We start from the raw sequence: 21,243 nt of genomic DNA, 5'->3' as shown, positions 1-21,243 counted from the left end.
CAGAATGACTAAATGCGATCGCAGATTTCGTTACGGGGCGTAAACTTGCGAATAATATTGGATCGGGGTCGGATAAATCCAGACTGCGGAAAATAATAGCTTAATGGAGCGCTGAAAGAATGATCGAGATCGATGTTACGGAGATGGGGACGATCGAACAAGTCGTTGATCTTTGGCAAAAATCTCTACCTTCTCTCGATACCGAAGCATTTGAGATCCATCTTAAGCTATATCAGGTCAATCTAATTGCCGACCGGCTTTATAACGACATTGCAGACGACTTTTCGCTGAGCGATGTCGATGTCAGCATTTTGATGCTTGTCAGCCGAAATCAAAGAGGCCGGCCAGTCCGTCCGACTGACCTGGGCCGGTCGCTGCGGATCAAAGCCAGCGCTATTACCTACCGTCTAGATCAGCTGCAAGAGCTGGGCTTCATCGAGCGGACGCTGGATGGCAATGATCGGCGAGCGGTTGGCGTCAAGGTGACGGAAGTTGGACTGACAGTCGTCAACGAGATTGTCTTGCGCTTCAATCGCAAGACTGCGGAGAGGCTCGCGGCGGTCGTTGGCGATGGCGGCAATATCGCCGACCTGAGGCAGCATCTCGATCGACTGGTCAAAGCCTGGACGAGCCCCGACGCGGCCCTCAAGTAGAAGCCATGCCGTTTCGGTTTAGGCCGTTCAGCCCATCGACGCACGATCCATCCTGTCCAGCCTCAGCGCCGAGATTGAACGATGCCGTGGCAGCGGAGCGACCCCGCTATGCGGGGCCACGATCCGCTGCACACCCGTATTGTGCGGTGTTCCCGCGCCCGCGAATGGCCGAAACGCTCTGGCCTGCTTCCAACGCTTCCACAGCTCGATCTTCTGCGAAGCCGTGAACCAAATCGGTGACGTTACCATCGCTCACCTCCTCATCCTCTCAGATTAAGGTGTTGCCATGAGCCTTTGAACCCACCACCCGACTTCAGACGTTCGTGTTCTGGGGCAGCCTGCTCGATAGCGGTTGTTTGTTCATGCGATTGTGGACAACTGCTGCCGACAAATTCTTGGGGCGTTCGAACTACCTTCGCTGGGCCTTGAAGGCGAAAAATTGATTACCCCTGACCTCAGCGCCAAGAGGAGCGCTGCTTCCGTCGGTAATCGCAACGCAATTTTCGATCGGAGCAAAAGTCCGGTCGGCGGTCGCGGCTACACCAATAAGTGACTAATCCGAGATCGGCCATTTTAGCAAAGAGACGCGGGTCTCGGCGCAGCTTGAGAATGGATAGTTTACCAGGTCGATGGTGACTGCGGGAATTCGCCCACGCGTCGATCGCAATCCAAACGGCTCAATTGCTGGCAGGCCGCAGCACATTTGTTATAGAATGGCACCTCAAGTGATTGCGTCATCACGATTAATGGCGTCATCGCGATTATAAGTAATCACCTGTAGGGCGAGGTTTGCGGCGTAGTGCGGAGAGACTCTATCTTCGAATCGCTGGGTGGGTCCAGCCGGACTGTAAAATGCCTGGAGACGGCCGAAAGGTGATGTAGTCGACATGGTCTGGCACATCAATCCAGCCGTGCACAACGCCGGCGGGGATGATGATAACATCACCTTTTTTTACCTTCTTATATGTCACCCCATATGCGACCCCGAGACAGGTTGGGCCGTTGAGATCAGCGAGGTCGTAATTGTTTCCATTGACGATATAACCGTCTGTGAACATCGTGCCGGCGCCCGACGTGACATAATATCCCTCGGTTTGGAGATCATGCGTGATCCCGCCCTCGTGACCACCTTCCGGCGCTTTCTCTATACCTCGACCGCATGGCTTCGGAGGGGGGAGCTTCAAGTTCGCGCGATCCTCGCTTTTTCCCTTAACGGTCCTTCCCCGATGCACGACGCCGACCGCAAAATTCTCATAGCCAATATCGATCACCTTGATTGTGCGGTCGCCGACCGGCTCGGCTTTCTCGACCGCCGAAACCTCCTCTGCAGTGATATATGTCGCCATGTTCGGCTTGCTGGATGCCACTTTCTCTTGGGAGGTTGCCGGAAGCGCGGCTAGCAACGCAGCCGCGCTCATCGACAATATCATGGCGCCGCGCCCTATGATGATGATGTCTTTCATCGACGGTTTCTTCGAACCCGTGCTGCGGCGGCGAACGGCAGGAATCGTTGAATTCGGGCCGCAGTCTGCACCTCGGCGATATAGATTGCCCCTTGCTGATCGACGGCACCCTGGTGCGGCCAGTGCATCTGGCCGGCATAGCGCCCCTTGCTCAAATAGCTGGTGATGACAGCGCCCGTCCGCGCATTGAGCACGGCAAATTCGCTGTTGGCACCGTCCACCACCAGAAGCCGGTCGGGGTGACCGGGCATCGGCGCGGCATCCCAGGTGCCGCCGCCCGCGCCGGCCATATGATGATTGTAGAAGAGTTCGCGGACGTAAGTGCCATCTGGTTTGAAAACCTGGATGCGGTCATTGGTGCGATCGCAAACATAGACCTCGTCACCGATCATCGTCACGCAATGGACCGTCGTGAACTGATCGACCGGTCCGTCCTGCGCCCTTGCGGAATCCTGATCTCGAGCGGTGAAATAAGCGGGGTCGACCTTTTTGCCGAACACGGTCCACTGACGTTTGAAGGCGCCGGTGTCCGCATCGAACACGATGACACGATGGTTTCGGTAGCCGTCCGACACGAACGCTTCACGCCGTTTCGTATCGACATAAACATCCGTTGGCTTGCCGAGCATGGTTGGATCGTCGGCTGCGACAAACTCTCCCTTCCGCCCGATGCGCAGGAGCAGCTTGCCGTCGGCGCTCAACTTCAGCAGCTGTCCGTCGTGGTCGCCGGCACCGACGAGCCAGACATGATCCTCGTCATCGACGAAAATGCCATGCTCGGAGTCGAACCAATTCGACACTTGCTTGGCCCCGCCCCAAGCACGCAGCAGGTTGCCGGCAGCATCGAATTCGAGGACGGGCGGTGCGGCAACGCAGCACTTCATCCCGGCCGGAATGGCATCCGCGTGCGCATCGAATGCCAGCAAGGTCCCGGGTCGGTGGAAGACCCAGATATGATCGTGCCGGTCGACGCTGACCCCGCCGACATCGCCGATCAACCAGCCGTCGGGCAGACGCGGCCAGTTGGGATCGACCCGATAGGATTTTCCGGCATCGCGGACAGGGGATACCGGGGTGGGGGCATCGGCGCTCGACACGGCCGGCAGGGCGAGGGCGAGCGACGCGGCGAGCAGCGCTGGGATGTCTTTACGATGCGGTAAGGGGAAATGAAAACGCATGACGATCCTTTCGGTGCCGCTCAACGAATTGCTTTGCTATTCGGCACGAAGCGCTGGACGCGCGCACCGGTACCGACTTCAGCGACGTAGGCGCGCCCTTCCCGGTCGATCGCCAACTGATGCGGCCATTGCATCTGCCCAGCATAGCGTCCCTTGCTGAGATAGCTCGCCCGCACGGCGCCGCTGCGGGTGTCCAGCACGGCAATTTCGCTGTTGGTTCCGTCAAGCGCGACGATCACATCGGCCCGACCGGGCAGGGGCGCGGCATCCCATGTCGATCCGATGCTGCCCGCCATTCCCCGGTTGTAGGAGATATTGCGGACATATTTGCCCTCGGGCGTGAAGACCTGAATCCGATCATTGGCGCGGTCGCAGACGTACAACTCGCCTCCGATCATCGTCACGCAATGAACGGTGGTGAAATGGTCCGGGTGATGCCCTTGCTGGCTATAGGCCGGGTCGGTCCGCTCGGTGGCATAGGCTGGATCGACCGTCTTCCCATATGCGGTCCATTGCCGCTTGAACACACCGGTTTCGGAGTCGAACACGATGACGCGATGATTGCGGTACCCATCCGAGACGAAAACTTCCTGCCGCTTTGTGTCGACATAGACGTCAGTCGGCGCGCCCAACATCGTAGGATCGTCGGCGGCGACATAATTGCCTTTACGGCCGATGTGCAAAAGAAGCCTGCCTTCAGAGATGAATTTCATGAGCAGACCGTCATGCGCGCCGGCCCCGAGTATCCACACATGATCCTCGTCATCGACGAAAATCGCATGCTCGGAGTCAAACCAGTCGTCGATTTGCTGTGGCCCACCCCAGCTACGCACAACCTTTCCAGTCTGGTCGAATTCGATGACCGGTGGCGCGGCGACGCAGCATTTCGCTGTCGGCGGGTTGTTGTCGGCTTGAAGATCAACCGGCCGCGAACTTCCCGGTCGATTGACGATCCAGATATGATTATGGCGATCCACGCTGACACCACCGACGTCGCCGAGTAGCCATTTATCGGGCAAAGGCTGAGGCCAAGTGATATCTACGCGATAGGCCGCATCGCGCGGCGAGGTTGCAGCAATCGTTGCGGGCGTGGTGAGTTGAAGGAGGAGAGCCAGAGCTGACCATGCGCCTTTCGCGCGGCCCCGATTCATTGATCTCGGACTTTCGGCGCGCGCTTTGATCGATCACCTAAAACTGTTTCCGCCATCCACCTCTCCTCACTCGACATCGCATTGCCGATTGATCTTCATGTTATCAGACGCAGCGCGCGGCTTGCAAAGATGAACATGATAACTATGCTTCCGGTGTCGGCTAAGCAATCCGGCGGATGCCTATTCAGAGTCATAGGGGAAGGACTTTAGCTTGAGCAGGGATTCAGCGTCGGGAGTCCCGGAGGACGTCACCTTCGCTCAACTGCGCGTCTTTGCATGCGCTGCCCGCGCGGGCAGTTTCGCTCAGGCGGCCGAGCAGTTGGACATTGCCCAGCCGTCGGTGAGCGAGGTGATCAGGGTAATGGAGGAGCGCCTCGGCCGCTTACTGTTTCAGCGCCGCAAGGGCGCTCGCTCGGAATTGACGGAAGAAGGGGAAGAAGTGCTCGAGCTGGTCGAATCCATGCTCAGCACCTTTGACAAGCTCTACAAGCGCAGTCGAAATCCACCGGGAAAGTTCAAGCTTCGCATCAGCATTGGCCCCTATTTGCGCGAAGCCTATCTCAAGCCGCTTGTGCCGCGAATCTGTCGAGAATTTCCTGATGTAGAGCTCGAAGTGCATCCGATGCTTTGGGCCGCCGAAGCTGTGCACATGACGGAAAGTGGGGCGATGGACCTCGCAATCTACGAGCCCTCGGCAAAAAACGACGTCTCCTCGCCATCTCACCGCATCTGCGAGTTTCCACTGGCGCTGTTCGGGCCTCCGGGGACGCGGGCGCGCCTAGCGGCGGGAGACTGTTCGCTCAATGAGTTTCAGTATCTCTTTCCGCTACGCCGGGAGTTTGGCGCGCGGTGGGCCAAAGGACGCTTGCGTGCCATCTCGATTACGCCGCGTGTGGCACCGCTCTTCGTCGAATTTGCCGACGTGCTTGCCCAGATGATCGAGGACGGTCAGGGCATCGGCTATCTCATGCCTCATTCCGTCGCGGACCGGATCGCTGACGGCCGTCTCGAAAAATTGGACACCGTCATCGCGCCGATGCGCCGACTCATTGCGCGCTCGACGCAAGCACCGGTCGCTGCGCAGGCGATCGAGGATATGCTCTATCAAGCGCTCGCGGAATCGATCCGCAGGGATAACAGCATCGCTGCTGAAAGAGCCCGCGTCGGGGACATTATGCTGGCCAACTAAGGCGGCGCCGACATCGAATCCATCCACAGTTCATAGCACCAGCCCAGCGTTTCGTCGTTTTGCTCGGCAGCGGCCCCAACGTCACGCACCGCGAGAGTCGACGTCAACCTGAAGGAGATTACCTATACGTCAGCATAGGCGCTGACGGGATTGCTTCGCCTTCGAGCGCTCCGTCATACTTATCATGTTCAGTATCAAAGGCTCGAACGGGCAGGGGCGGCACTCAGTAGGTGCGCCGAGATGCACGTCGATCCAAAAGGGGAGGATGACACATGATGAGCAACGCCAAATTCCGATTGTCGCGCCTTGGGGGGCACTTGCTGGCCGGCAGTTGCCTGCTGATCGTGGCGGCTCTGCCCAATCCGGCGAGCGCGCAAGACAGTGCGAGAACCGCGGGCGCCACATCGTCGGACACCGAAGCAGAGACCGGCGGGATCGAAGAGATCGTCGTGACTGCCCGGTTTGTCAGCGAGAATCTTCAGGATACGCCGATCGCGATTACGGCGCAGACCGCCGGGCAGCTTGACGCGGCCAATGTCAGCAACATCGGCACGCTGGGCGCCGTAGTCCCAAATCTGCAGACGGTGCCGGGCGATCAGCAGTCGGCCGGCACGCCCAGAGTGTCTCTGCGCGGAGTGCAGCAGGGGAGCACATCGAGCCTCGCTGTCCCTCCCGCAATCGCAATCTATACCGATGATATCTATCACGGGACCACAGCAGGTTCGGATCTGGATTTCACCGACGTATCCCGGATCGAGATCAACCGCGGCCCGCAGAGCACATTGTCCGGGAACGCATCGATCGGCGGTTCGATCAAGCTCTACACCGTTGATCCCAAGGGGGATGGCTCGGGCTACCTCCAGGCGGTCGGCGGATCCCGCAAGAAAATGGGCCTAAGCGGTGCGCTCGATCTCGCCCTCTCGAGGACGCTGGCCATGCGTCTGTCGGGGAATTTCGAGCAGCAACAGGGGTTCGGCAACCGGCTCGATTTCTCCTGCATGATGGACAAGCTGGGCACACCTTCCCTCAAGGGAAAGATTCCTTATTTCCAGCCAGATTCGGCCAATAGGGACTGCATCATCGGCCACACCGGCGGCGGGAGGACGGCGGTCGGGCAGGTCAAGCTGCGCTGGCAACCCAATTCGGACATCGACCTGCTCCTGACCGCGCGGCATCGCGAAGACGATCTGGAAGAGACTCCGGAAGTCATCCTCAAATATTTCGAGCCTTGCATCAGCGGCCTGACTGGCCCGCAGCCCTGTGCAGATGCGGGAAGTAAACAATCCTACAGTCGCGCCATCTTCAACACGTTCGGCGTCCTGACCGACAACCGTTTCCTCGTGCCGCAGCGCAATGGCGGTATCTACGATTCCTATTCGACATATTGCCGCCCGATACTCGACACGACGGGGGCAAATCTGCCGGCAGGCTATCCGACTGGCCTGTGTTTCAGCCCGAACAAGACGAGCAGTCATACCCTTGTCTCGGGTAAGCTCAGTGCGAATCTGGCGGCCAACCTTCATATGACCGCGATCCTGGGTTACACGGACTATTCAAACTCCTTCACCCAGAGCGGCGACGAATCTCCGCTTGCCAATTCCCTGAATAACTTTATCAATATCGATAAGCAGACCTCCGCCGAACTGCGGTTCGATGGAAAGCTTTTCAACGATAAACTGAACTGGGTGGTCGGTGGCTTCGCGATGAGGCTCATCGGCTATCAGAACAACACGCTCAGCTACCAGAACATCTATCAATACTCCAAGGTGCGGGGCGTCAACGAATCCAAGTCCGTGTTCTTCCATCTCGATTATAATCTCACCGACAGGTGGCGCGTCTCCGGCGGAGCGCGTTACACCGACACGCAAATCGCGATCACCATCGATAATCCCCAGCAGATATCGGTGCTCGCCCCGGTGGTCTCTGGCCAGAAGCGCAAGGACTGGCTGATCTCGACCGATTATAAGATCACCGACCATATTCTCGCTTACGCATCGGCCGCCTCGGGGTCGCGCCCACCGGGCCTGACCACGATCGTCAATACGCCCCGGCAGCTTGCGCCGACCTCGGCCGAAGATCTGATCTCCTATGAACTGGGGCTCAAAGCCGACTTGCTCGACCGCAGGCTCCGGACCAATCTGACAGCCTTCTACCTGGACTACCGGCAACTCGCGACGTCGATCCAAGGAACTGAGTGCCGCAATCAACCGGGCGCGACGGCAACCTTCTTCAACGTGGTCAACCTATCACCCGCCGCAATCACGACATGTTCGCAATTCCCCGGTGTCCCCGATCCGATCACGTTTTTCCTGAATCTGGGTATTCCGGCCAAAGTGAAGGGGATTGAATGGGACATTACAGCCGTTCCGGTCGAAGGTCTGCGCATCGACTGGACAGGCGGATATAACCATTTCGCATCCGGGATCACCGCGGCCGGCCAGCCAGGCTATCTTGCCCCCGGCAATCTGCGTCAACCCGAGTGGAACATGCACGCAAACCTCTCCTACGACGTCCACACGTCGTTGGGCACTTTTACGCCACGGCTGGACTGGAACTGGCAGTCGCGCCAGACTTTCGATCCTTCGCCGGCGACGCGCGCACCCTTCCCCCAGTTTGTGATCGAGCCTTATTCTCTCTGGAATGCGCAGGTCGCTTACGAGGCTCCCGATCGAGGTTGGACCGCTACACTCTCCGTCACCAATCTCGACAACAAATGGTATCACTATCAGCTGCTGGAAGGGACACTGAACCAGCAAACACGCGTGGCAGCCCCGCGTGAGTTTGCCGTGACCGTGAAGCGGACGTTCTAGACGAATTTTGACCGGCCCTCCTGCCCCGCAGCGGTCCAACAGAGCTCGGCTTCATCGTCGCTCTGTCGATGATGCTCGGCGCGACTATCTCGACCTTCGTCGGCGGTCTGATCGCCCAGCGTCTGGCCCTCAAGGACCGGCGCTGGCTACAATGGTTTCCTGCGATCACCGTCGCAGCCGGCATGCCCCTCTACCTCACCGCACTGATGCAGGAGAGCTGGTTGGCGCTTGCGATCTGGATGTTTTTCGGCGCCCTTGCCAATGCCACTCGAGCGTTGAATGATCTAGGAGTAGCCGGCCGCCGAAGACGCGGGTAAACGGGATGCTTGCGGAATCGTCATCCCACTCATTCCCTTTGTCATCGTGCCCGGCGCTCCGCTGAAACACGCCATTTATAGCCGGCCTAGTCGATGCTTTCACGGTCATCGCTCCGGAATATAGCGGTGAGTCGCAAAAGCTGGTGCGCGATATCGCATATGGCTTCTATCTTGAAGAAACACTCGCAGCCGACGATCCGGTGAGGCTCGCCGAGTTGGAGGCGCTGCGCGACGCGAGAGATTGAACGCCGGGCCAAAAAAGACAGGCACAATGCGGAAAGCGCGATGGCGTTCTTCAAGCTGACGGCTGATCGTGTGATCGATGTGGGTAGCCTGCTCTGAATCTGATCGCATCTTGGTTCTGGACATGCCTTCTCCAGTGCGCGAGCACGTCTCCCGCGTGAGACGCAAGGCGAAAAGCCACCCAGGCACGCTGCGAGAGGAGCCACCGATGAACCGCATACCCTATCCCGAGCGCGACCAGCTCTCCGACGCGAAGCGCGCCTATCTCGATGCGCCCAATCTGCGGCTGCTCAACATCGCCCGCATCTCGATGGTCGCACCGGATCCGATCTGGAAGGCGACGGTCGCCATGGCGATCGCGGTGGTGACGGACACGCTGATCGACGACTGGATGCGCGAGATCATCGTGCTGCGCGTCGCCTATCTCTCTAACAGCGCCTATGAGCTCTTCCATCACGTCTCGCTCGCCCGGTCGCTCGGCATCAGCGACGAGAAGATCGCCGGTCTCGAAAGTGGTGATTTCTCGGCGCTCTCGCCCCAGGAGCGCGCTGTCGCGCAATTCACGACCGAGGTGGTGCGGGACGTCAGCCCGACCGACGAGACGCTGGCGGCGATGCGCGCTCTCTATTCCGACGAGCGCATCTTCGAGATGCTCGGCATCATCGGCAGCTACATGAATGCCGCGCGTGTCGCGGCCGTCGCAGGCATCGGGAATGACGATATCGCCATCACCTCCTGGGCCAAGGAGCGCGAGGCGAGCTGAGCATTTCAACCGGCTTGCCAAGCTGTCGGCGCGCTGGCACCTGAGGGTCTGACCGCGCCGGGGCACCGGCGGCGTGAGGGAGGGTATTGAGAGCCATGAGCACGCGTCCGTCGCCGGCCCGCTATTCGGGTGCCGCCATCTTCCTGCACTGGACGATCGCGCTGCTGCTGGCCTTCCAGCTCTCGCTCGGCTGGCGGCTCGAGACGCTGCATGGCGTGCCGCAGTTCCTTGCTTTCCAGCTCCACAAGTCGGTCGGCATCTCGATCCTGCTGCTCAGCCTCGCGCGCCTTGCGATTCGCCTGTGGACGCCGCGTCCCGCGCCCTTCCCCCAGCCGCGCCCGCTGTCCTTCCTCGCCGAGGCGGTGCACTGGGGGCTCTATGTGGTGATGATCGGGGGGCCGATCAGCGGCTGGATCCTGGTCTCGACCGCCAAGGTCAAGGTGCAGACGATGTATTTCGGCCTGTTCCCCTGGCCGCATCTGCCGCTGGGATCGGGTTGGAACGAACCCGCCGAAGCGGCGCACAGCCTGATTGGCTGGCTGCTGGTCGGCCTGGTCGTGCTGCATGTCGCCGGGGCGCTCAAGCATCATATCGCGCGGGAGGATCTGATCGGTCGGATGATGCCGCGCGCGATCCGCAGCTCGGGCGCAATCGGCGTGGCGGCATTTGTGGCGATCGCCGCGCTGTTCGGGGCAATGACCCTCGCCAAGATTTGGCCGCTCGGGTCTACTCCGGCGCCGGCTGCGCCGATGAATGAGATCGAGACTGTGAGCAATGACGCGGCGCCTCCGCTCAACACTGCCGCGGTCAACGAAGCCGCCGCCGCGATCAACGAAGCCGCGCCGGTCAATAGCGCTGCGAACGAGGCGGTTACCGAGAAGACGAAAGCCACGGCAGTGCCATGGCGCGTCGGGGCGGGCGGAAAGCTGGGTTTCAAGGCAGATTATTCCGGCGCCGCGGTCGACGGCACCTTCAAGCGCTGGGATGCAGACATCCTCTTCTCGCCCGATGATCTGCCCGGCTCGAAGGTCAGCGTGACGGTCGATCTCGCCTCGGTCGACACCAGCGACGGTGAGCGCGACGACCAGCTCAAGAGCAGCAGTTTCTTCGACATCGCCGCGCATCCCAAAGCCGTCTTCCGCTCGAGTAAGATCACTCAGCACGGCACGGGCTATCGCGCGGCGGGCACGCTCTCGCTGCATGGCGTCTCCAAGCCGGTAACGCTCGACTTCACGCTCGATATCAGAGGCGACGAGACGACGGCGACCGGCAGTGCCCAACTCAGCCGCACCGCCTTTGGTGTCGGCACTGGCGAGTGGAGCGACACGGAGGCGATCAAGGACGGCGTGACCATCAATTTCAGCTTCAAGGCGAAGCGCCAGAAATAGAGGTCGGACCATGGCGGGAATGGTGGAGGGGCGCTGGGTCGCGAGCATGCCGGCGGCAGAGGAGATCAAGGACGGCAAGTTCGTGCGGCTGGATAGTCTGTTGCGCCACGTCGTCTCGGCAGATCCGGGCGCCGAGTTTCCCGCCGAGGTGGGCCGCTATCATCTTTGGGTCGCCTGGGGCTGCCCCTGGGCGGCGCGGACCCTGGCCGTTCGCGCGCTCAAGGGGCTGGAGGAGGCGATTTCGGTTTCAGCGACGCCGAACAACTTCGGTCCGGCAGGCTGGATCTTCGACGAAGGACCGGACGGACCGGAACCCGGAGGCTATCCGCTCCACCGCCTCTATGCGCTGAGCGATCCAGGCTATACCGGCAAGGTGACGGTACCGACCCTGTGGGACAAGAAGCAGCGACGCATCGTCAACAATGAATCCGCCGAGATCATCCGCATGTTCAATTCGGCGTTCGACGGGATCACCGGCAACCGGCTCGATCTCCGTCCCGAGCCGCTGCGCGCCGAGATCGATCGGTGGAACGCAATCATCTACCCCTCGATCAACAACGGCGTCTATCGCGCTGGCTTCGCGACGACCCAGGCGGCCTACGAGGAAGCGGCGCGCGAGCTGTTCCTGACGCTGGATCTGATCGACGATCATCTCGGTACAAAGCGCTATCTCGCCGGGGAATATTGCACCGAGGCGGACTGGCGCCTGTTCGTCACGCTCGTGCGCTTCGATGTCGGCTATTATGGCGCCTTCAAGTGCAACCTGCGCCGCATCGACGACTATCCGGCGCTCTCGGGCTATCTGCGCGAGCTCTATCAATGGCCCGGCATCGCCGCGACCGTGAAGCTCGATCTCATCAAGTCCAACTATTGGAGCCTCAGCAACGTCAATCCGGGCGGGATCATTCCGCTGGGGCCGATCGTCGATCTCTCCGGGCCGCACGGGCGCGAGCATCTGCCGGGCAAGGGCATCAGCGAACGCGATTAGGCTGCGCGGCCCCGTGAAAAAGCCTTGCGGAAGCCGCTTGCGCAAGCCCAAGATGGCGTGGGGCGGAACAGACAGGGTGGGGTTGCATGAAAGGGGTGATGAAGCGCCGGACGGCGCGGCTGACGCTGTTCGCGCTCGCCGTCGCGGGGCAGGCCATGCCGCTGGCCGCGCAGGGCAAGGCCGTCGACCGCACCAGACTCGACCAGCTCTTCGCGCAGTTCGACTCGCTCAGTCCCGAGGCCGATCCCGCTGCCTACCGCTCGACCGCTGCGGCGAGCCTCGTCGAAGCACAGCGGCTCTTTCCCGCCGGGCACCCCGATGTCGCGATTGGCCGGCTTAATGTCGCACAGGGCATGGCTGCGGCCGGCGAGATGGACAAGGCGATGGCCGAGGTCGATGCGCTGCTTCCGGTGCTGGCGGCGGCAAAGGCCAATCATCGCTATCGGGCGTCCTGGCGCAACGCCTTGAATACTCGTGCCTATATCCTCAATTTCAAGGGCGAGCATGACGCAGCGCTCGCGATAAACGAGCAACTCCTCACCGACTATGAAGCCGATCCGGCGCGCGATCAGAAGGATTATGCGACAGTCCTTTCCAATCTGGCCGCCTCATACCTGGAGCATGGCCGGCTGGACGATGCGCTCAAGAGCAATGCCCAGGCGATCGAGGTTGCGCTGAAGATCGATCCGGTGCCGGCGGATGTCGCGATGTGGAATGCCAATCGCGTGGTCTATCTTTACAGCGCCGGCCGCACCGAGGACGCGATCGCGACCGCGCAGAACGCCCTTGCGAGACTGACGCCAGCGATGGGCGCCGATCATCCGGCAATGGCCAATCTCTATGCCAATCTCGGCGCGATCCTGTTCCGCACCAACCGGCCCCATGACGCCATGCCGATGATCCGGCGCGCCTATGAGCTGATCGAGAAGACCAACGGTGGACCCAACCAGAACAGCGCGACGATGCGTGTCCAGTTCGCGCAGGCGCTGATGCGGGCGGGGCAATATGAGGACGCCGTGGCCTTTCTGAGTACCGCGACGCCGATCATCGACGCGCAGCTTGGGGCGCAGAGCGACCGCGCGCTCAATGCGCGCGATTCCATGCTGATTGCCTTGATCAATACAGGCAAGGGCAAGGAAGCCCAGCCGATCGCAGAGGATCTGCTCAAGATCCGCGATGCGCGCTTGCCGGAGGGACATCGGGATCGCGCCAACGCTCGCGACAATCTGGCCAAGGCCGCCTTTGCCAATGGCGACTGGGCGACGGCGGAGACGGCAGCGAGGGAATCGGTGGTGTTGCGCACCAAGATGCTGCCTGCCGACCATCCCGATCTGCTGCTGGCGCGTACCATGCTGCTACGCGTTCAGGATCGTGCGGGTACGCGGCCAACAGCAGACCTGTTGTACGAAGCGCGCCGCTTGTTTGAGGCGCTAACTCTCAACGCCAATCTGGCGCGTGGGTCGGCACAGGCGGAGCGACAGCGGCCGGCCTATGGCTGGCTGGCCGAGATTTTCACGCGGCGTGGCGCCACCGAGGATGCGTTCAAGGCCCAGCAATGGGCCGCGCGCAGCTCGATCGACGACGCTCTGGCGATCGCGCAGAGCGAGCGGGCGGCAGCAGCGGAGCCGGCCTTCGCGCAGATCGTGGCGCAGCGGCGGCAGCTGCTGGCGGCACGTCAGGGCCTGGAGGCCCGGCTGGATGCGAATCTCGGCAAGCCGGACCCCGCCTTCGATCTTGCGGGGGTTACCGGCGAACTCGATGCCAATCGCGAGGCGATCGCGGTACTCGATTCGGGCCTTGAGGAAGCGCAACGGGCGCAGCTCTTTTTCATTCCTTCGAGTCTGGCGGAGGTCGCGGCGGCGAGCCCGCGCGGCACCGCGACCGTGATGATCACGGATGTCGGTGGGTCCTGGCTGCTGACGGCGGCAAGCGGCAAACGGGTGACGCAATATCTCATCGGAGACCAGCCCGTCGGTACGCTCATCGCCAGACTGCGCGGTGCGATCAATGCCGGGACGGCCGCCAGCTTTGATCGCGCGGGCGCCGCACAGCTCTACGTCACGCTTTTTCCCGGGCGGGCCGGGGCAATGCTGCGCGGTTCGCAGCGCCTGGCCGTGATCGCCAATGGCGCGCTTGGCGCCCTGCCGTTCGGGCTGCTGGTGCCCGAGGTGCGTGGCAAGGATTATCTGATCGACCGGCTGGTGGTGAACCGCCTCGTCCGGGCGCCCCGCGCGGGGCGAAGTGGAGTGGCAGCCCGCGCGGTCGGTGAGACGCTTATCGCGCTCGGCGGTGTCGAGGGGCGCAAGGCCGGCGCGCTCATGGCGATGCGCTCGGCCGGCACGGCGCGTGCGATCGATGCCCTGCCCGAACTGCCCGACGCGCGGCGTGAGCTGACGGCGCTGGCTGAGGCGATCGGGGCGGGGTCATCCCACCTTCTGGTCGGCGAACAGGCGACGGAGGCACAGTTGCGCGCGACCAGCATACCGCAGGGGGCCGTTCTGGCCTTCGCGACGCACGGCCTCGTTTCGGGTGAGCTGGACGGTCTGGATGAGCCTGCACTGCTGCTGACGCCCGATGGGCGCGATGACGGGCTGCTCAAGCCGAGCGAGATCGGCGGCCTCAACCTGCCCGCGCGGCTGGTGATCCTGTCGGCCTGCAACACAGCGAGCGCCGCGGACGAGGATCGACCGCAACTGTCGGGACTCGTGCAGGGCTTCTTCCTCGCTGGTGCCGATCGGGTGATGGCGAGCCATTGGCCGGTGCGCGACGATATTGCCCGGCGGCTATCGGTCGGCACGGTCAAGGGCATGCGCGCGGGTGCCGATCCGGCCCGCGCGCTCCACAATGCAATCCTGACTGTGCGATCGGGCAAGGATGGCGAGGCGGGCGCGAATCATCCGGCGCTATGGGCCCCGTTCGAGCTGTTTTCGCGGTAGCAGGCCAGTGCGCTATCTCAGCGCCGGCCAGGCCTGGATCGGAAAGAGAATGCTGGCTCTCGCCAGCATGACGCGAAAGGCTACTTCTTCTTTCCGAAGTCGACCGTCACGACATTCGAGCCGTCCTCGGCTGCGCTAATCTCATCGTTCTCGGCCTCGTCGTGCGGGTCGGGCTCGTCGCCGCTGTCCTGCACCTGGAATTCGAGGCTGAAATTGACCGCCGGATCCACGAAGAAGCGCAGCGCCGCATAGGGAATGACGAGATGAGCCGGCACCTGATTGAAGGTGAGGCTCACTTCGAAGTGATTCTCGCCGATCTTCAGGTCCCAGAACTTATGCTGGAGGACGATGGTCATCTCGTCCGGGAAGCGCTCGATCAGGAAGTTTGGAATACTGACGCCGGGCGCCTGCGTCTTGAACGTGATGTAGAAATGATGGTTGCCGGGCAGCGCGCCCGTGCGCTCGATATCCTTCAGAACGCGGCCCGGAATCGCACGCAGCGCCTCCTGAACGATCTCGTCATAGGGAATCAAACTGTCGGGTGCCTCGTCCGTCATGCCGACAGTCCTAACGCGGCGAACAGGCCGGTCAAGCGCTGCCCATCATGTTAACGCATTGCGCCCGGGGCCAAGCGCGCTATAGGCCGCAGCCATGCGCATCGCAGAGATCAGCCGGAAAACAGCCGAAACGTCCATCGACGTACGCGTCAATCTGGATGGAACGGGCGTCTATAATATCTCGACCGGGATTGGTTTCTTCGATCATATGCTCGAGCAGCTCTCGCGGCATTCGCTGATCGACCTTGATGTGAAGACAGTCGGCGACCTGCATGTCGACCAGCATCACACGACCGAGGATACCGGGATCGCGATCGGCGAGGCGGTGGCGAAAGCGCTGGGCGACAAGCGCGGTATCAGTCGATTCGGGGAAGTTCACTCGCCGATGGACGAGACGCTGACTCGTGTTGCGCTCGACATCAGCGGCCGTCCCTTCCTGGTCTGGAAAGTCGAGATCGGCATGCCGCGCCTCGGCGAATGGGACACGGAGCTGATCGAGCACTGGTTCCACAGCTTTGCCGGTGCGGCCGGCATCACGCTGCACGTCGAGACTCTCTACGGCGCGAACAATCATCACATCGTCGAGAGCTGCTTCAAGGGGCTGGCGCGGGCGTTGCGTCAGGCTGTGCAGATCGACGCGCGCAAGAGCGACGCGATTCCGTCCACCAAGGGCACGCTGGGCGGCTGACCATGACTGTCGCGCTCATCGATTATGGCGCGGGGAATCTCCACTCCGTGCACAATGCGCTCAGGGCGGCCGGTGCGCACGGCGTGATGATCACGGCCGATGCTGAGGTGGTGCGCCGATCGGACCGGATCGTGTTGCCCGGTGTCGGCGCCTTCCGCGCCTGTATCGAGCAGCTGCGGGCGATCCCCGGCATGATCGAGGCGATGCGCGAGGCGGTGTTTGATGAGGGCCGTCCGTTCCTGGGCATCTGCGTCGGCATGCAGCTACTCGCCGAGGCCGGCGAAGAATTCGGCCGACACGAAGGGCTGGGCTGGCTGCCTGGCACGGTGCGGCTGATGGAGCGGGACGATCCGACGATCAAGATTCCCCACATGGGCTGGAACGACGTCGTGCTGCGCCGGCCGCATGATTTGATCGTGCCCGGGGAGGCCTATTTCCTGCACAGCTACCAGTTCGAGGCGGATGATCCGGCCGACGTCATCGCGACCACCGATCATGGCGGCGAGGTGATCGCCGCCGTCGGGCGCGATAATATCCTCGGCGTCCAGTTTCATCCCGAGAAGAGCCAGGCCTATGGCCTCGCGACGCTCTCCCGTTTCCTGGAGTGGCGCCCATGAACGATATTCCGCTGTTCATCGTGTTCCCGGCGATCGATCTCAAGGGCGGACAGGTCGTCCGTCTGGCCGAGGGCGATATGGACCGCGCCACCGTCTATGGCGACGATCCCGCCGCGCAGGCGATGATCTGGGCCGAGCAGGGCTCCGACTTTCTGCATGTCGTCGATCTCGATGGCAGTTTCGCCGGCCATGCCGTCAATGGCGCGGCGATCGCCGCGATCGTCCAGGCCTTTCCTGGGCATGTCCAGCTCGGTGGCGGCATCCGCGATCCGCAAGCGGTACAGGGCTGGTTTGCGCTGGGTGTCTCGCGTGTCGTGATCGGCACGGCGGCGCTCAAGAATCCCCAATTCGTCAAGGATATGGCGGCGGACTATCCCGGCGGCATCGTCGTGGCTGTCGACGCGCGCGACGGCATGATCGCGACCGATGGCTGGGCGGAGAAGTCCGACATGCCAGTCGTCGATCTCGCACGCCGGTTCGAGGACGCCGGTGTCGCGTCCCTGCTCTTCACTGATGTCGGGCGCGACGGGCTGCTCAAGGGCTGTAATGTCGAGGCGACAGTGGATCTGGCGCGCTCGGTCGACATTCCGGTGATCGCCAGTGGCGGCGTCGCCGGGATATCCGACATCCGCGTGCTGAGCCTGCATGCGCACGACGGCGTCGAAGGGGTCGTGACCGGCCGTGCGCTCTATGACGGGCGGTTGGACCTGCGGACCGCCATTGCGGTGGCGAGCGCGGCGTGACCGTCCGCACCCGCATCATTCCCTGCCTCGACGTCGCCAATGGCCGGGTGGTCAAGGGCGTCAACTTCGTCGACCTGCGCGATGCCGGCGATCCTGTCGAGCAGGCACGCGTCTATGATGCGGCCGGAGCGGACGAGCTCTGCTTTCTGGACATCAGCGCGACGCATGAGGGCCGTGGCACCCTGCTCGATATCGTCGCGCGCACCGCCGAGGTCTGCTTCATGCCGCTCACCGTTGGTGGCGGCGTGCGCACGGTCGAGGACGCGCGGGCGCTGCTGCTGGCCGGGGCGGACAAGGTTGCGGTGAACAGCGCTGCCGTGGCGCGGCCTCAGGTGGTGGCGGAGATTGCCGACAAGTTCGGCAGCCAGTGCATCGTGGGCTCGGTCGATGCCCGCCGAACGGCAGTGGGCCAATGGGAAATCTTCACCCATGGCGGGCGCAGACCGACCGGGATCGATGCGGTCGCCCATGCTGTCCTCCTTGCCGAGCTTGGCGCGGGCGAGCTGCTCGTTACCTCCATGGACAGCGACGGCACCCAGGCGGGCTATGATCTGGCACTTACCCGCGCGATCGCCGATGCCGTGACGGTTCCAGTCATCGCAAGCGGCGGCGTCGGCACGCTGGAGCATCTCGTCGAGGGTGTAAAATCTGGTCACGCCAGCGCCGTTCTGGCGGCCTCCATCTTCCACTTCGGTCAGCACAGCATTAAGGATGCGCGTGAGGCGCTCGCCGCTGCCGGGATCGCGGTGCGCAGCGCCTGAGAGGCTTCGGGTCGCGTCGTCATCGCATTGCCATCGAGAGGCGTTAAGCGCCCGGTAGGCAGTCGGGCTGTCCAGTGGGGGACAAGAACATGGGAATGACGAGGCGCGCCGCGCGCGCGCTGCTGCCGTTTGCCGCAGTGCTGATTGGAACAGCGACGCCGGGCACCGCAGCGGCGCAGCGCGCGCCGGAGCCACAACAGGGATCGCGTGGGCCGGACTGGCTGCTGCTTGGCGTCGCGGGCATCGCGTTCGTGGTCGGGCGCGCCGTCATCCCTCGCATCTATCGGCGGAACGGCAAGACGCCGCGCTGAGGAGGCAATCACCGCGAAACCCATTGACGCCCGCCAGCCAAGCGGCAAGGAGATGGCCATGGACAGCCTCTCGCGCCTCGAAGCCACGATCATCGCTCGGCGGGATGCGGACCCGGAGACGAGCTATGTCGCCCGGTTGCGCGCCAAGGGCCGCGCCAAGATGGCGCAGAAGCTCGGCGAGGAAGCGGTCGAGACGGTGATCGCCGCGCTGGAAGGTGACCGGGCCGGTCTCACCGGCGAGGCTGCGGACCTGCTTTTCCACCTCATCGTCCTGTTGACCGAGAGCGGCGTCACGCTCGCGGACGTGACGGCCGAGCTTGATCGCCGCGAAGGCGTGTCGGGGCTGGCTGAAAAGGCATCCCGGCCAAGGGAGTAGCATCATGCCGATCGACGCGACCCTGCCCTATGATGAGAGTAACGTCTTCGCGCGCATCCTGCGTGGCGAGATACCGAACAGAACTGTCTATGAGGATGGGCATGTGCTCGCCTTTCATGACATCGCCCCGCAGGCGCCGACGCATATCCTCGTCATTCCCAAGGGCGCCTATGTGAGCTGGGACGATTTCTCGGCGCGGGCGAGCGAGCCGGAAATCGCTGCCTTCGTGCGCGCGGTCGGCCGCATCGCGCGGGAAGCAGGCTTGGTCGAACCGGGCTATCGCCTGCTGGCCAACACCGGGCCGAACGCCGGTCAGGAAGTGGCGCATTTGCATGTCCATATTTTCGCCGGTGCGCCGCTCGGTCCGATGCTCGCGCGCTGAGCCGGCCTTCGACTGCGAGTCGCTCCGCTGCTTCGGCACTTGCACCCGGGAATTAAGTCGATAGTCTTCCCGCCATTCTAGGGGGCTGGCGGCGATCGCCGCAGCACAAGCGAAAGAAACCGATATGATCTTTGGCCGCGTCAAGCCGCTCGACGCTATTCTGGCAACCGCCGAAAAGAAATCGCTGCACCGCTCGCTCGGTGCCTTCCAGCTGACCATGCTCGGCATCGGCGCCGTCATCGGCACCGGCATCTTCGTGCTGACGGCCGAGGCTGCGCAGAAAGCCGGTCCGGGCATGATGCTGTCCTTCGTCATCGCCGGCTTCGTCTGCGCCGTGGCGGCCCTCTGTTATGCGGAGATGGCGGCGATGGTGCCGGTCTCCGGCTCCGCCTATACCTACAGCTATGCCGTGATGGGCGAGCTGATCGCCTGGATGGTCGGCTGGGCGCTGATCCTCGAATATGCGATCGCGGCCGGTGCGGTCTCGGTCGGCTGGTCGGGCTATTTCATCGGCTGGCTCAACACCAGTTTCGGCATCAAGGTACCACTCGATCTCGTGCGCGGGCCGTTCGACGGGGGCATGATCAACCTCCCGGCGATGCTGATCGCGGCGCTGGTCACGGCACTGCTGGTTAAGGGCACCAAGGAGAGCGCGACGGTCAACGCCGTGCTGGTCGGGGTCAAGATACTGGCGCTCACTTTGTTCGTTGCGCTGACGATTCCGGTGATCAAGACCGGTCAGTTCACGCCGTTCGCGCCGCTGGGCTTTGCCGGCATCTCGGGCGCGGCGGCCTCCATCTTCTTCGCCTATGTCGGCTTCGACGCGGTCTCGACCGCTGCGGAGGAGACCAAGAACCCGCAGCGCAACATGCCGATCGGCCTGATCGGCAGCCTCGCCATCTGCACCATCTTCTATCTCTTGGTTGCCGCCGGCGTGATCGGGACGGTGGGCGCGCAGCCGGTGTTCGGTTCGGCCGGCGAGGCACTGTCACCCGGCACGCCGGCACTATCGCAGGCCTGCACCGCGATTCAGGAAGCCGCCGTTGTGTGCTCGAAGGAGGCCCTGGCCTGGACGCTCAAGTCGATCGGATACCCGTTCGTCGGCTGGCTGGTCGGTGCGGCGGCGATCATCGCGCTGCCGTCGGTCATTCTCATGATGATGTTTGGGCAGACGCGCATCTTTTTCGTAATGAGCCGCGACGGTCTGTTGCCGGAGCTTTTCTCGCGCGTGCATCCCCGTTTCCACACACCGCATGTCATCACCATCCTGACGGGTATCTTCGTGACCCTGTTCGCAGCCTTCTTCCCGGTCGGTCTGCTCGCCGACGTGTCCAATGCTGGCACGTTGTTTGCCTTTGCGGCGGTGTCGATCGCGGTGTTGGTGCTGCGCAGCACGGACGCCGGCCGCCTCCGTCCGTTCCGCACCCCCGCCATCATGATGACCGCGCCGCTCTCGATCATCGGTTGCGCGTATCTGTTCTACAGCCTCGATGCGAAGACGAAGCTCATCTTCGTTGCCTGGGCGGCGATCGGTCTTCTCGTCTATTTCACCTATAGCCGCGCGCGCAGCCATGTCGGGCGCGGGACGATCGAGGTACACGAGGCTGACAGTGATCTTCCGCCTTCGTCGGTGCCGCCGATCCCCGGCGCCTGATTAGAAGAGCCAGAACAGAAAGGGCCGCCCGACTGGATCGGGCGGCCCTGTTCTTTGTCTCGCCCGCGGATCAGG

The 21,243-nt window shown here is 62.5% G+C and carries 20 protein-coding genes; 16 read left to right on the top strand and 4 right to left on the bottom strand.

Going from position 1 to position 21,243, the window contains the following annotated elements:
- Nucleotides 1–119: 119 nt before the first annotated feature.
- On the top strand, nt 120–653 hold the full coding sequence (locus KK488_RS06255; RefSeq protein WP_214622273.1) for a MarR family winged helix-turn-helix transcriptional regulator: 534 nt from the start codon (nt 120–122) through the stop codon (nt 651–653).
- A gap of 812 nt (nt 654–1,465) precedes the next feature.
- Here the strand turns inward: KK488_RS06255 and KK488_RS06250 are convergent.
- Genes KK488_RS06250 through KK488_RS06240 form a run of 3 tightly spaced genes read right to left on the bottom strand, consistent with a single transcriptional unit; the run spans nt 1,466 to nt 4,445 of the window.
- Nucleotides 1,466–2,116 (bottom strand): cupin domain-containing protein, encoded by a 651-nt coding sequence (locus KK488_RS06250; RefSeq protein WP_214622272.1) that lies wholly within the window; start codon nt 2,114–2,116, stop codon nt 1,466–1,468.
- Nucleotides 2,113–3,318: an NHL repeat-containing protein gene (locus KK488_RS06245; RefSeq protein ID WP_214622271.1), complete on the bottom strand. Its 1,206-nt coding sequence runs from the start codon at nt 3,316–3,318 to the stop codon at nt 2,113–2,115. Before KK488_RS06245 ends, KK488_RS06250 begins: the two co-directional genes overlap by 4 nt.
- Nucleotides 3,315–4,445: an NHL repeat-containing protein gene (locus KK488_RS06240; protein WP_214622270.1), complete on the bottom strand. Its 1,131-nt coding sequence runs from the start codon at nt 4,443–4,445 to the stop codon at nt 3,315–3,317. Before KK488_RS06240 ends, KK488_RS06245 begins: the two co-directional genes overlap by 4 nt.
- 211 nt (nt 4,446–4,656) lie before the next feature.
- Here KK488_RS06240 and KK488_RS06235 point away from each other — a divergent pair, with 211 nt between their 5' ends.
- The 7 genes from KK488_RS06235 (at nt 4,657) to KK488_RS06205 (ending at nt 15,079) form a co-directional block, all read left to right on the top strand.
- Nucleotides 4,657–5,634, top strand: coding sequence for a LysR family transcriptional regulator (locus KK488_RS06235; RefSeq protein WP_214622269.1), 978 nt, complete (start codon nt 4,657–4,659; stop codon nt 5,632–5,634).
- 272 nt (nt 5,635–5,906) lie between these two features.
- Nucleotides 5,907–8,444: a TonB-dependent receptor gene (locus tag KK488_RS06230; protein WP_214622268.1), complete on the top strand. Its 2,538-nt coding sequence runs from the start codon at nt 5,907–5,909 to the stop codon at nt 8,442–8,444.
- Nucleotides 8,445–8,512: 68 nt separating this feature from the next.
- Entirely contained in the window at nt 8,513–8,761 is a 249-nt protein-coding gene (locus tag KK488_RS06225; protein WP_214622267.1) for a hypothetical protein, read from the top strand.
- 451 nt (nt 8,762–9,212) lie between these two features.
- The gene (locus KK488_RS06220; protein WP_214622266.1) at nt 9,213–9,767 is read left to right on the top strand and encodes a carboxymuconolactone decarboxylase family protein; all 555 of its coding nucleotides are present in this window, start codon (nt 9,213–9,215) and stop codon (nt 9,765–9,767) included.
- Nucleotides 9,768–9,862: 95 nt separating this feature from the next.
- Nucleotides 9,863–11,155: a YceI family protein gene (locus KK488_RS06215; protein ID WP_214622265.1), complete on the top strand. Its 1,293-nt coding sequence runs from the start codon at nt 9,863–9,865 to the stop codon at nt 11,153–11,155.
- A 10-nt stretch (nt 11,156–11,165) separates the two neighbouring features.
- Nucleotides 11,166–12,143 (top strand): glutathione S-transferase family protein, encoded by a 978-nt coding sequence (locus KK488_RS06210; RefSeq protein WP_214622264.1) that lies wholly within the window; start codon nt 11,166–11,168, stop codon nt 12,141–12,143.
- Between the two features lie 98 nt (nt 12,144–12,241).
- Nucleotides 12,242–15,079, top strand: coding sequence for a CHAT domain-containing tetratricopeptide repeat protein (locus KK488_RS06205; RefSeq protein ID WP_214622263.1), 2,838 nt, complete (start codon nt 12,242–12,244; stop codon nt 15,077–15,079).
- A gap of 80 nt (nt 15,080–15,159) precedes the next feature.
- Here the strand turns inward: KK488_RS06205 and KK488_RS06200 are convergent, their stop codons facing one another.
- Nucleotides 15,160–15,636, bottom strand: coding sequence for an SspB family protein (locus KK488_RS06200; RefSeq protein ID WP_214622262.1), 477 nt, complete (start codon nt 15,634–15,636; stop codon nt 15,160–15,162).
- Nucleotides 15,637–15,730: 94 nt separating this feature from the next.
- Here KK488_RS06200 and hisB point away from each other — a divergent pair, with 94 nt between their 5' ends.
- The 8 genes from hisB (at nt 15,731) to KK488_RS06160 (ending at nt 21,168) form a co-directional block, all read left to right on the top strand.
- Complete coding sequence (gene hisB / locus KK488_RS06195; protein ID WP_214622261.1) at nt 15,731–16,324, top strand: imidazoleglycerol-phosphate dehydratase HisB; 594 nt, start codon at nt 15,731–15,733, stop codon at nt 16,322–16,324.
- A gap of 2 nt (nt 16,325–16,326) precedes the next feature.
- On the top strand, nt 16,327–16,941 hold the full coding sequence (hisH, locus tag KK488_RS06190; protein WP_214622260.1) for an imidazole glycerol phosphate synthase subunit HisH: 615 nt from the start codon (nt 16,327–16,329) through the stop codon (nt 16,939–16,941).
- Entirely contained in the window at nt 16,938–17,684 is a 747-nt protein-coding gene (hisA, locus tag KK488_RS06185; RefSeq protein WP_214622259.1) for a 1-(5-phosphoribosyl)-5-[(5-phosphoribosylamino)methylideneamino]imidazole-4-carboxamide isomerase, read from the top strand. Before hisH ends, hisA begins: the two co-directional genes overlap by 4 nt.
- A complete protein-coding gene (hisF, locus tag KK488_RS06180; protein WP_214622258.1) occupies nt 17,681–18,445 on the top strand; it encodes an imidazole glycerol phosphate synthase subunit HisF in 765 nt (254 codons plus the stop codon). Before hisA ends, hisF begins: the two co-directional genes overlap by 4 nt.
- A 95-nt stretch (nt 18,446–18,540) precedes the next feature.
- Entirely contained in the window at nt 18,541–18,756 is a 216-nt protein-coding gene (locus KK488_RS06175) for a hypothetical protein (protein ID WP_214622257.1), read from the top strand.
- 58 nt (nt 18,757–18,814) lie between these two features.
- Nucleotides 18,815–19,132 (top strand): phosphoribosyl-ATP diphosphatase, encoded by a 318-nt coding sequence (locus KK488_RS06170; RefSeq protein ID WP_214622256.1) that lies wholly within the window; start codon nt 18,815–18,817, stop codon nt 19,130–19,132.
- Nucleotides 19,133–19,136: 4 nt separating this feature from the next.
- Complete coding sequence (locus tag KK488_RS06165) at nt 19,137–19,514, top strand: histidine triad nucleotide-binding protein (protein ID WP_214622255.1); 378 nt, start codon at nt 19,137–19,139, stop codon at nt 19,512–19,514.
- Between the two features lie 124 nt (nt 19,515–19,638).
- Nucleotides 19,639–21,168, top strand: a complete 1,530-nt coding sequence (locus tag KK488_RS06160) for an amino acid permease (protein WP_214622254.1) — start codon at nt 19,639–19,641, stop codon at nt 21,166–21,168.
- The last annotated feature ends 75 nt before the right edge of the window (nt 21,169–21,243 follow it).

It is taken from the genome of Sphingobium nicotianae, from assembly GCF_018603885.1.
In the GTDB taxonomy this organism is placed as follows: Bacteria; Pseudomonadota; Alphaproteobacteria; order Sphingomonadales; family Sphingomonadaceae; genus Sphingobium; species Sphingobium nicotianae.
This window is presented reverse-complemented; position numbering and strand designations above follow the sequence as displayed.

Bases quoted from the DNA above. Each gene is read 5' to 3' on its own strand.
- hisA (WP_214622259.1), top strand. From the start codon at position 16,938: ATGAACGATATTCCGCTGTTCATCGTGTTCCCGGCGATCGATCTCAAG.
- KK488_RS06210 (WP_214622264.1), top strand. From the start codon at position 11,166: ATGGCGGGAATGGTGGAGGGGCGCTGGGTCGCGAGCATGCCGGCGGCA.
- KK488_RS06175 (WP_214622257.1), top strand. From the start codon at position 18,541: ATGACGAGGCGCGCCGCGCGCGCGCTGCTGCCGTTTGCCGCAGTGCTG.
- KK488_RS06165 (WP_214622255.1), top strand. From the start codon at position 19,137: ATGCCGATCGACGCGACCCTGCCCTATGATGAGAGTAACGTCTTCGCG.
- KK488_RS06205 (WP_214622263.1), top strand. From the start codon at position 12,242: ATGAAGCGCCGGACGGCGCGGCTGACGCTGTTCGCGCTCGCCGTCGCG.
- hisB (WP_214622261.1), top strand. From the start codon at position 15,731: ATGCGCATCGCAGAGATCAGCCGGAAAACAGCCGAAACGTCCATCGAC.
- KK488_RS06250 (WP_214622272.1), bottom strand. From the start codon at position 2,116: ATGAAAGACATCATCATCATAGGGCGCGGCGCCATGATATTGTCGATG.
- KK488_RS06160 (WP_214622254.1), top strand. From the start codon at position 19,639: ATGATCTTTGGCCGCGTCAAGCCGCTCGACGCTATTCTGGCAACCGCC.
- KK488_RS06170 (WP_214622256.1), top strand. From the start codon at position 18,815: ATGGACAGCCTCTCGCGCCTCGAAGCCACGATCATCGCTCGGCGGGAT.
- KK488_RS06200 (WP_214622262.1), bottom strand. From the start codon at position 15,636: ATGACGGACGAGGCACCCGACAGTTTGATTCCCTATGACGAGATCGTT.
- KK488_RS06225 (WP_214622267.1), top strand. From the start codon at position 8,513: ATGATGCTCGGCGCGACTATCTCGACCTTCGTCGGCGGTCTGATCGCC.
- KK488_RS06255 (WP_214622273.1), top strand. From the start codon at position 120: ATGATCGAGATCGATGTTACGGAGATGGGGACGATCGAACAAGTCGTT.
- hisH (WP_214622260.1), top strand. From the start codon at position 16,327: ATGACTGTCGCGCTCATCGATTATGGCGCGGGGAATCTCCACTCCGTG.
- KK488_RS06220 (WP_214622266.1), top strand. From the start codon at position 9,213: ATGAACCGCATACCCTATCCCGAGCGCGACCAGCTCTCCGACGCGAAG.
- KK488_RS06230 (WP_214622268.1), top strand. From the start codon at position 5,907: ATGATGAGCAACGCCAAATTCCGATTGTCGCGCCTTGGGGGGCACTTG.
- KK488_RS06215 (WP_214622265.1), top strand. From the start codon at position 9,863: ATGAGCACGCGTCCGTCGCCGGCCCGCTATTCGGGTGCCGCCATCTTC.
- KK488_RS06240 (WP_214622270.1), bottom strand. From the start codon at position 4,445: ATGAATCGGGGCCGCGCGAAAGGCGCATGGTCAGCTCTGGCTCTCCTC.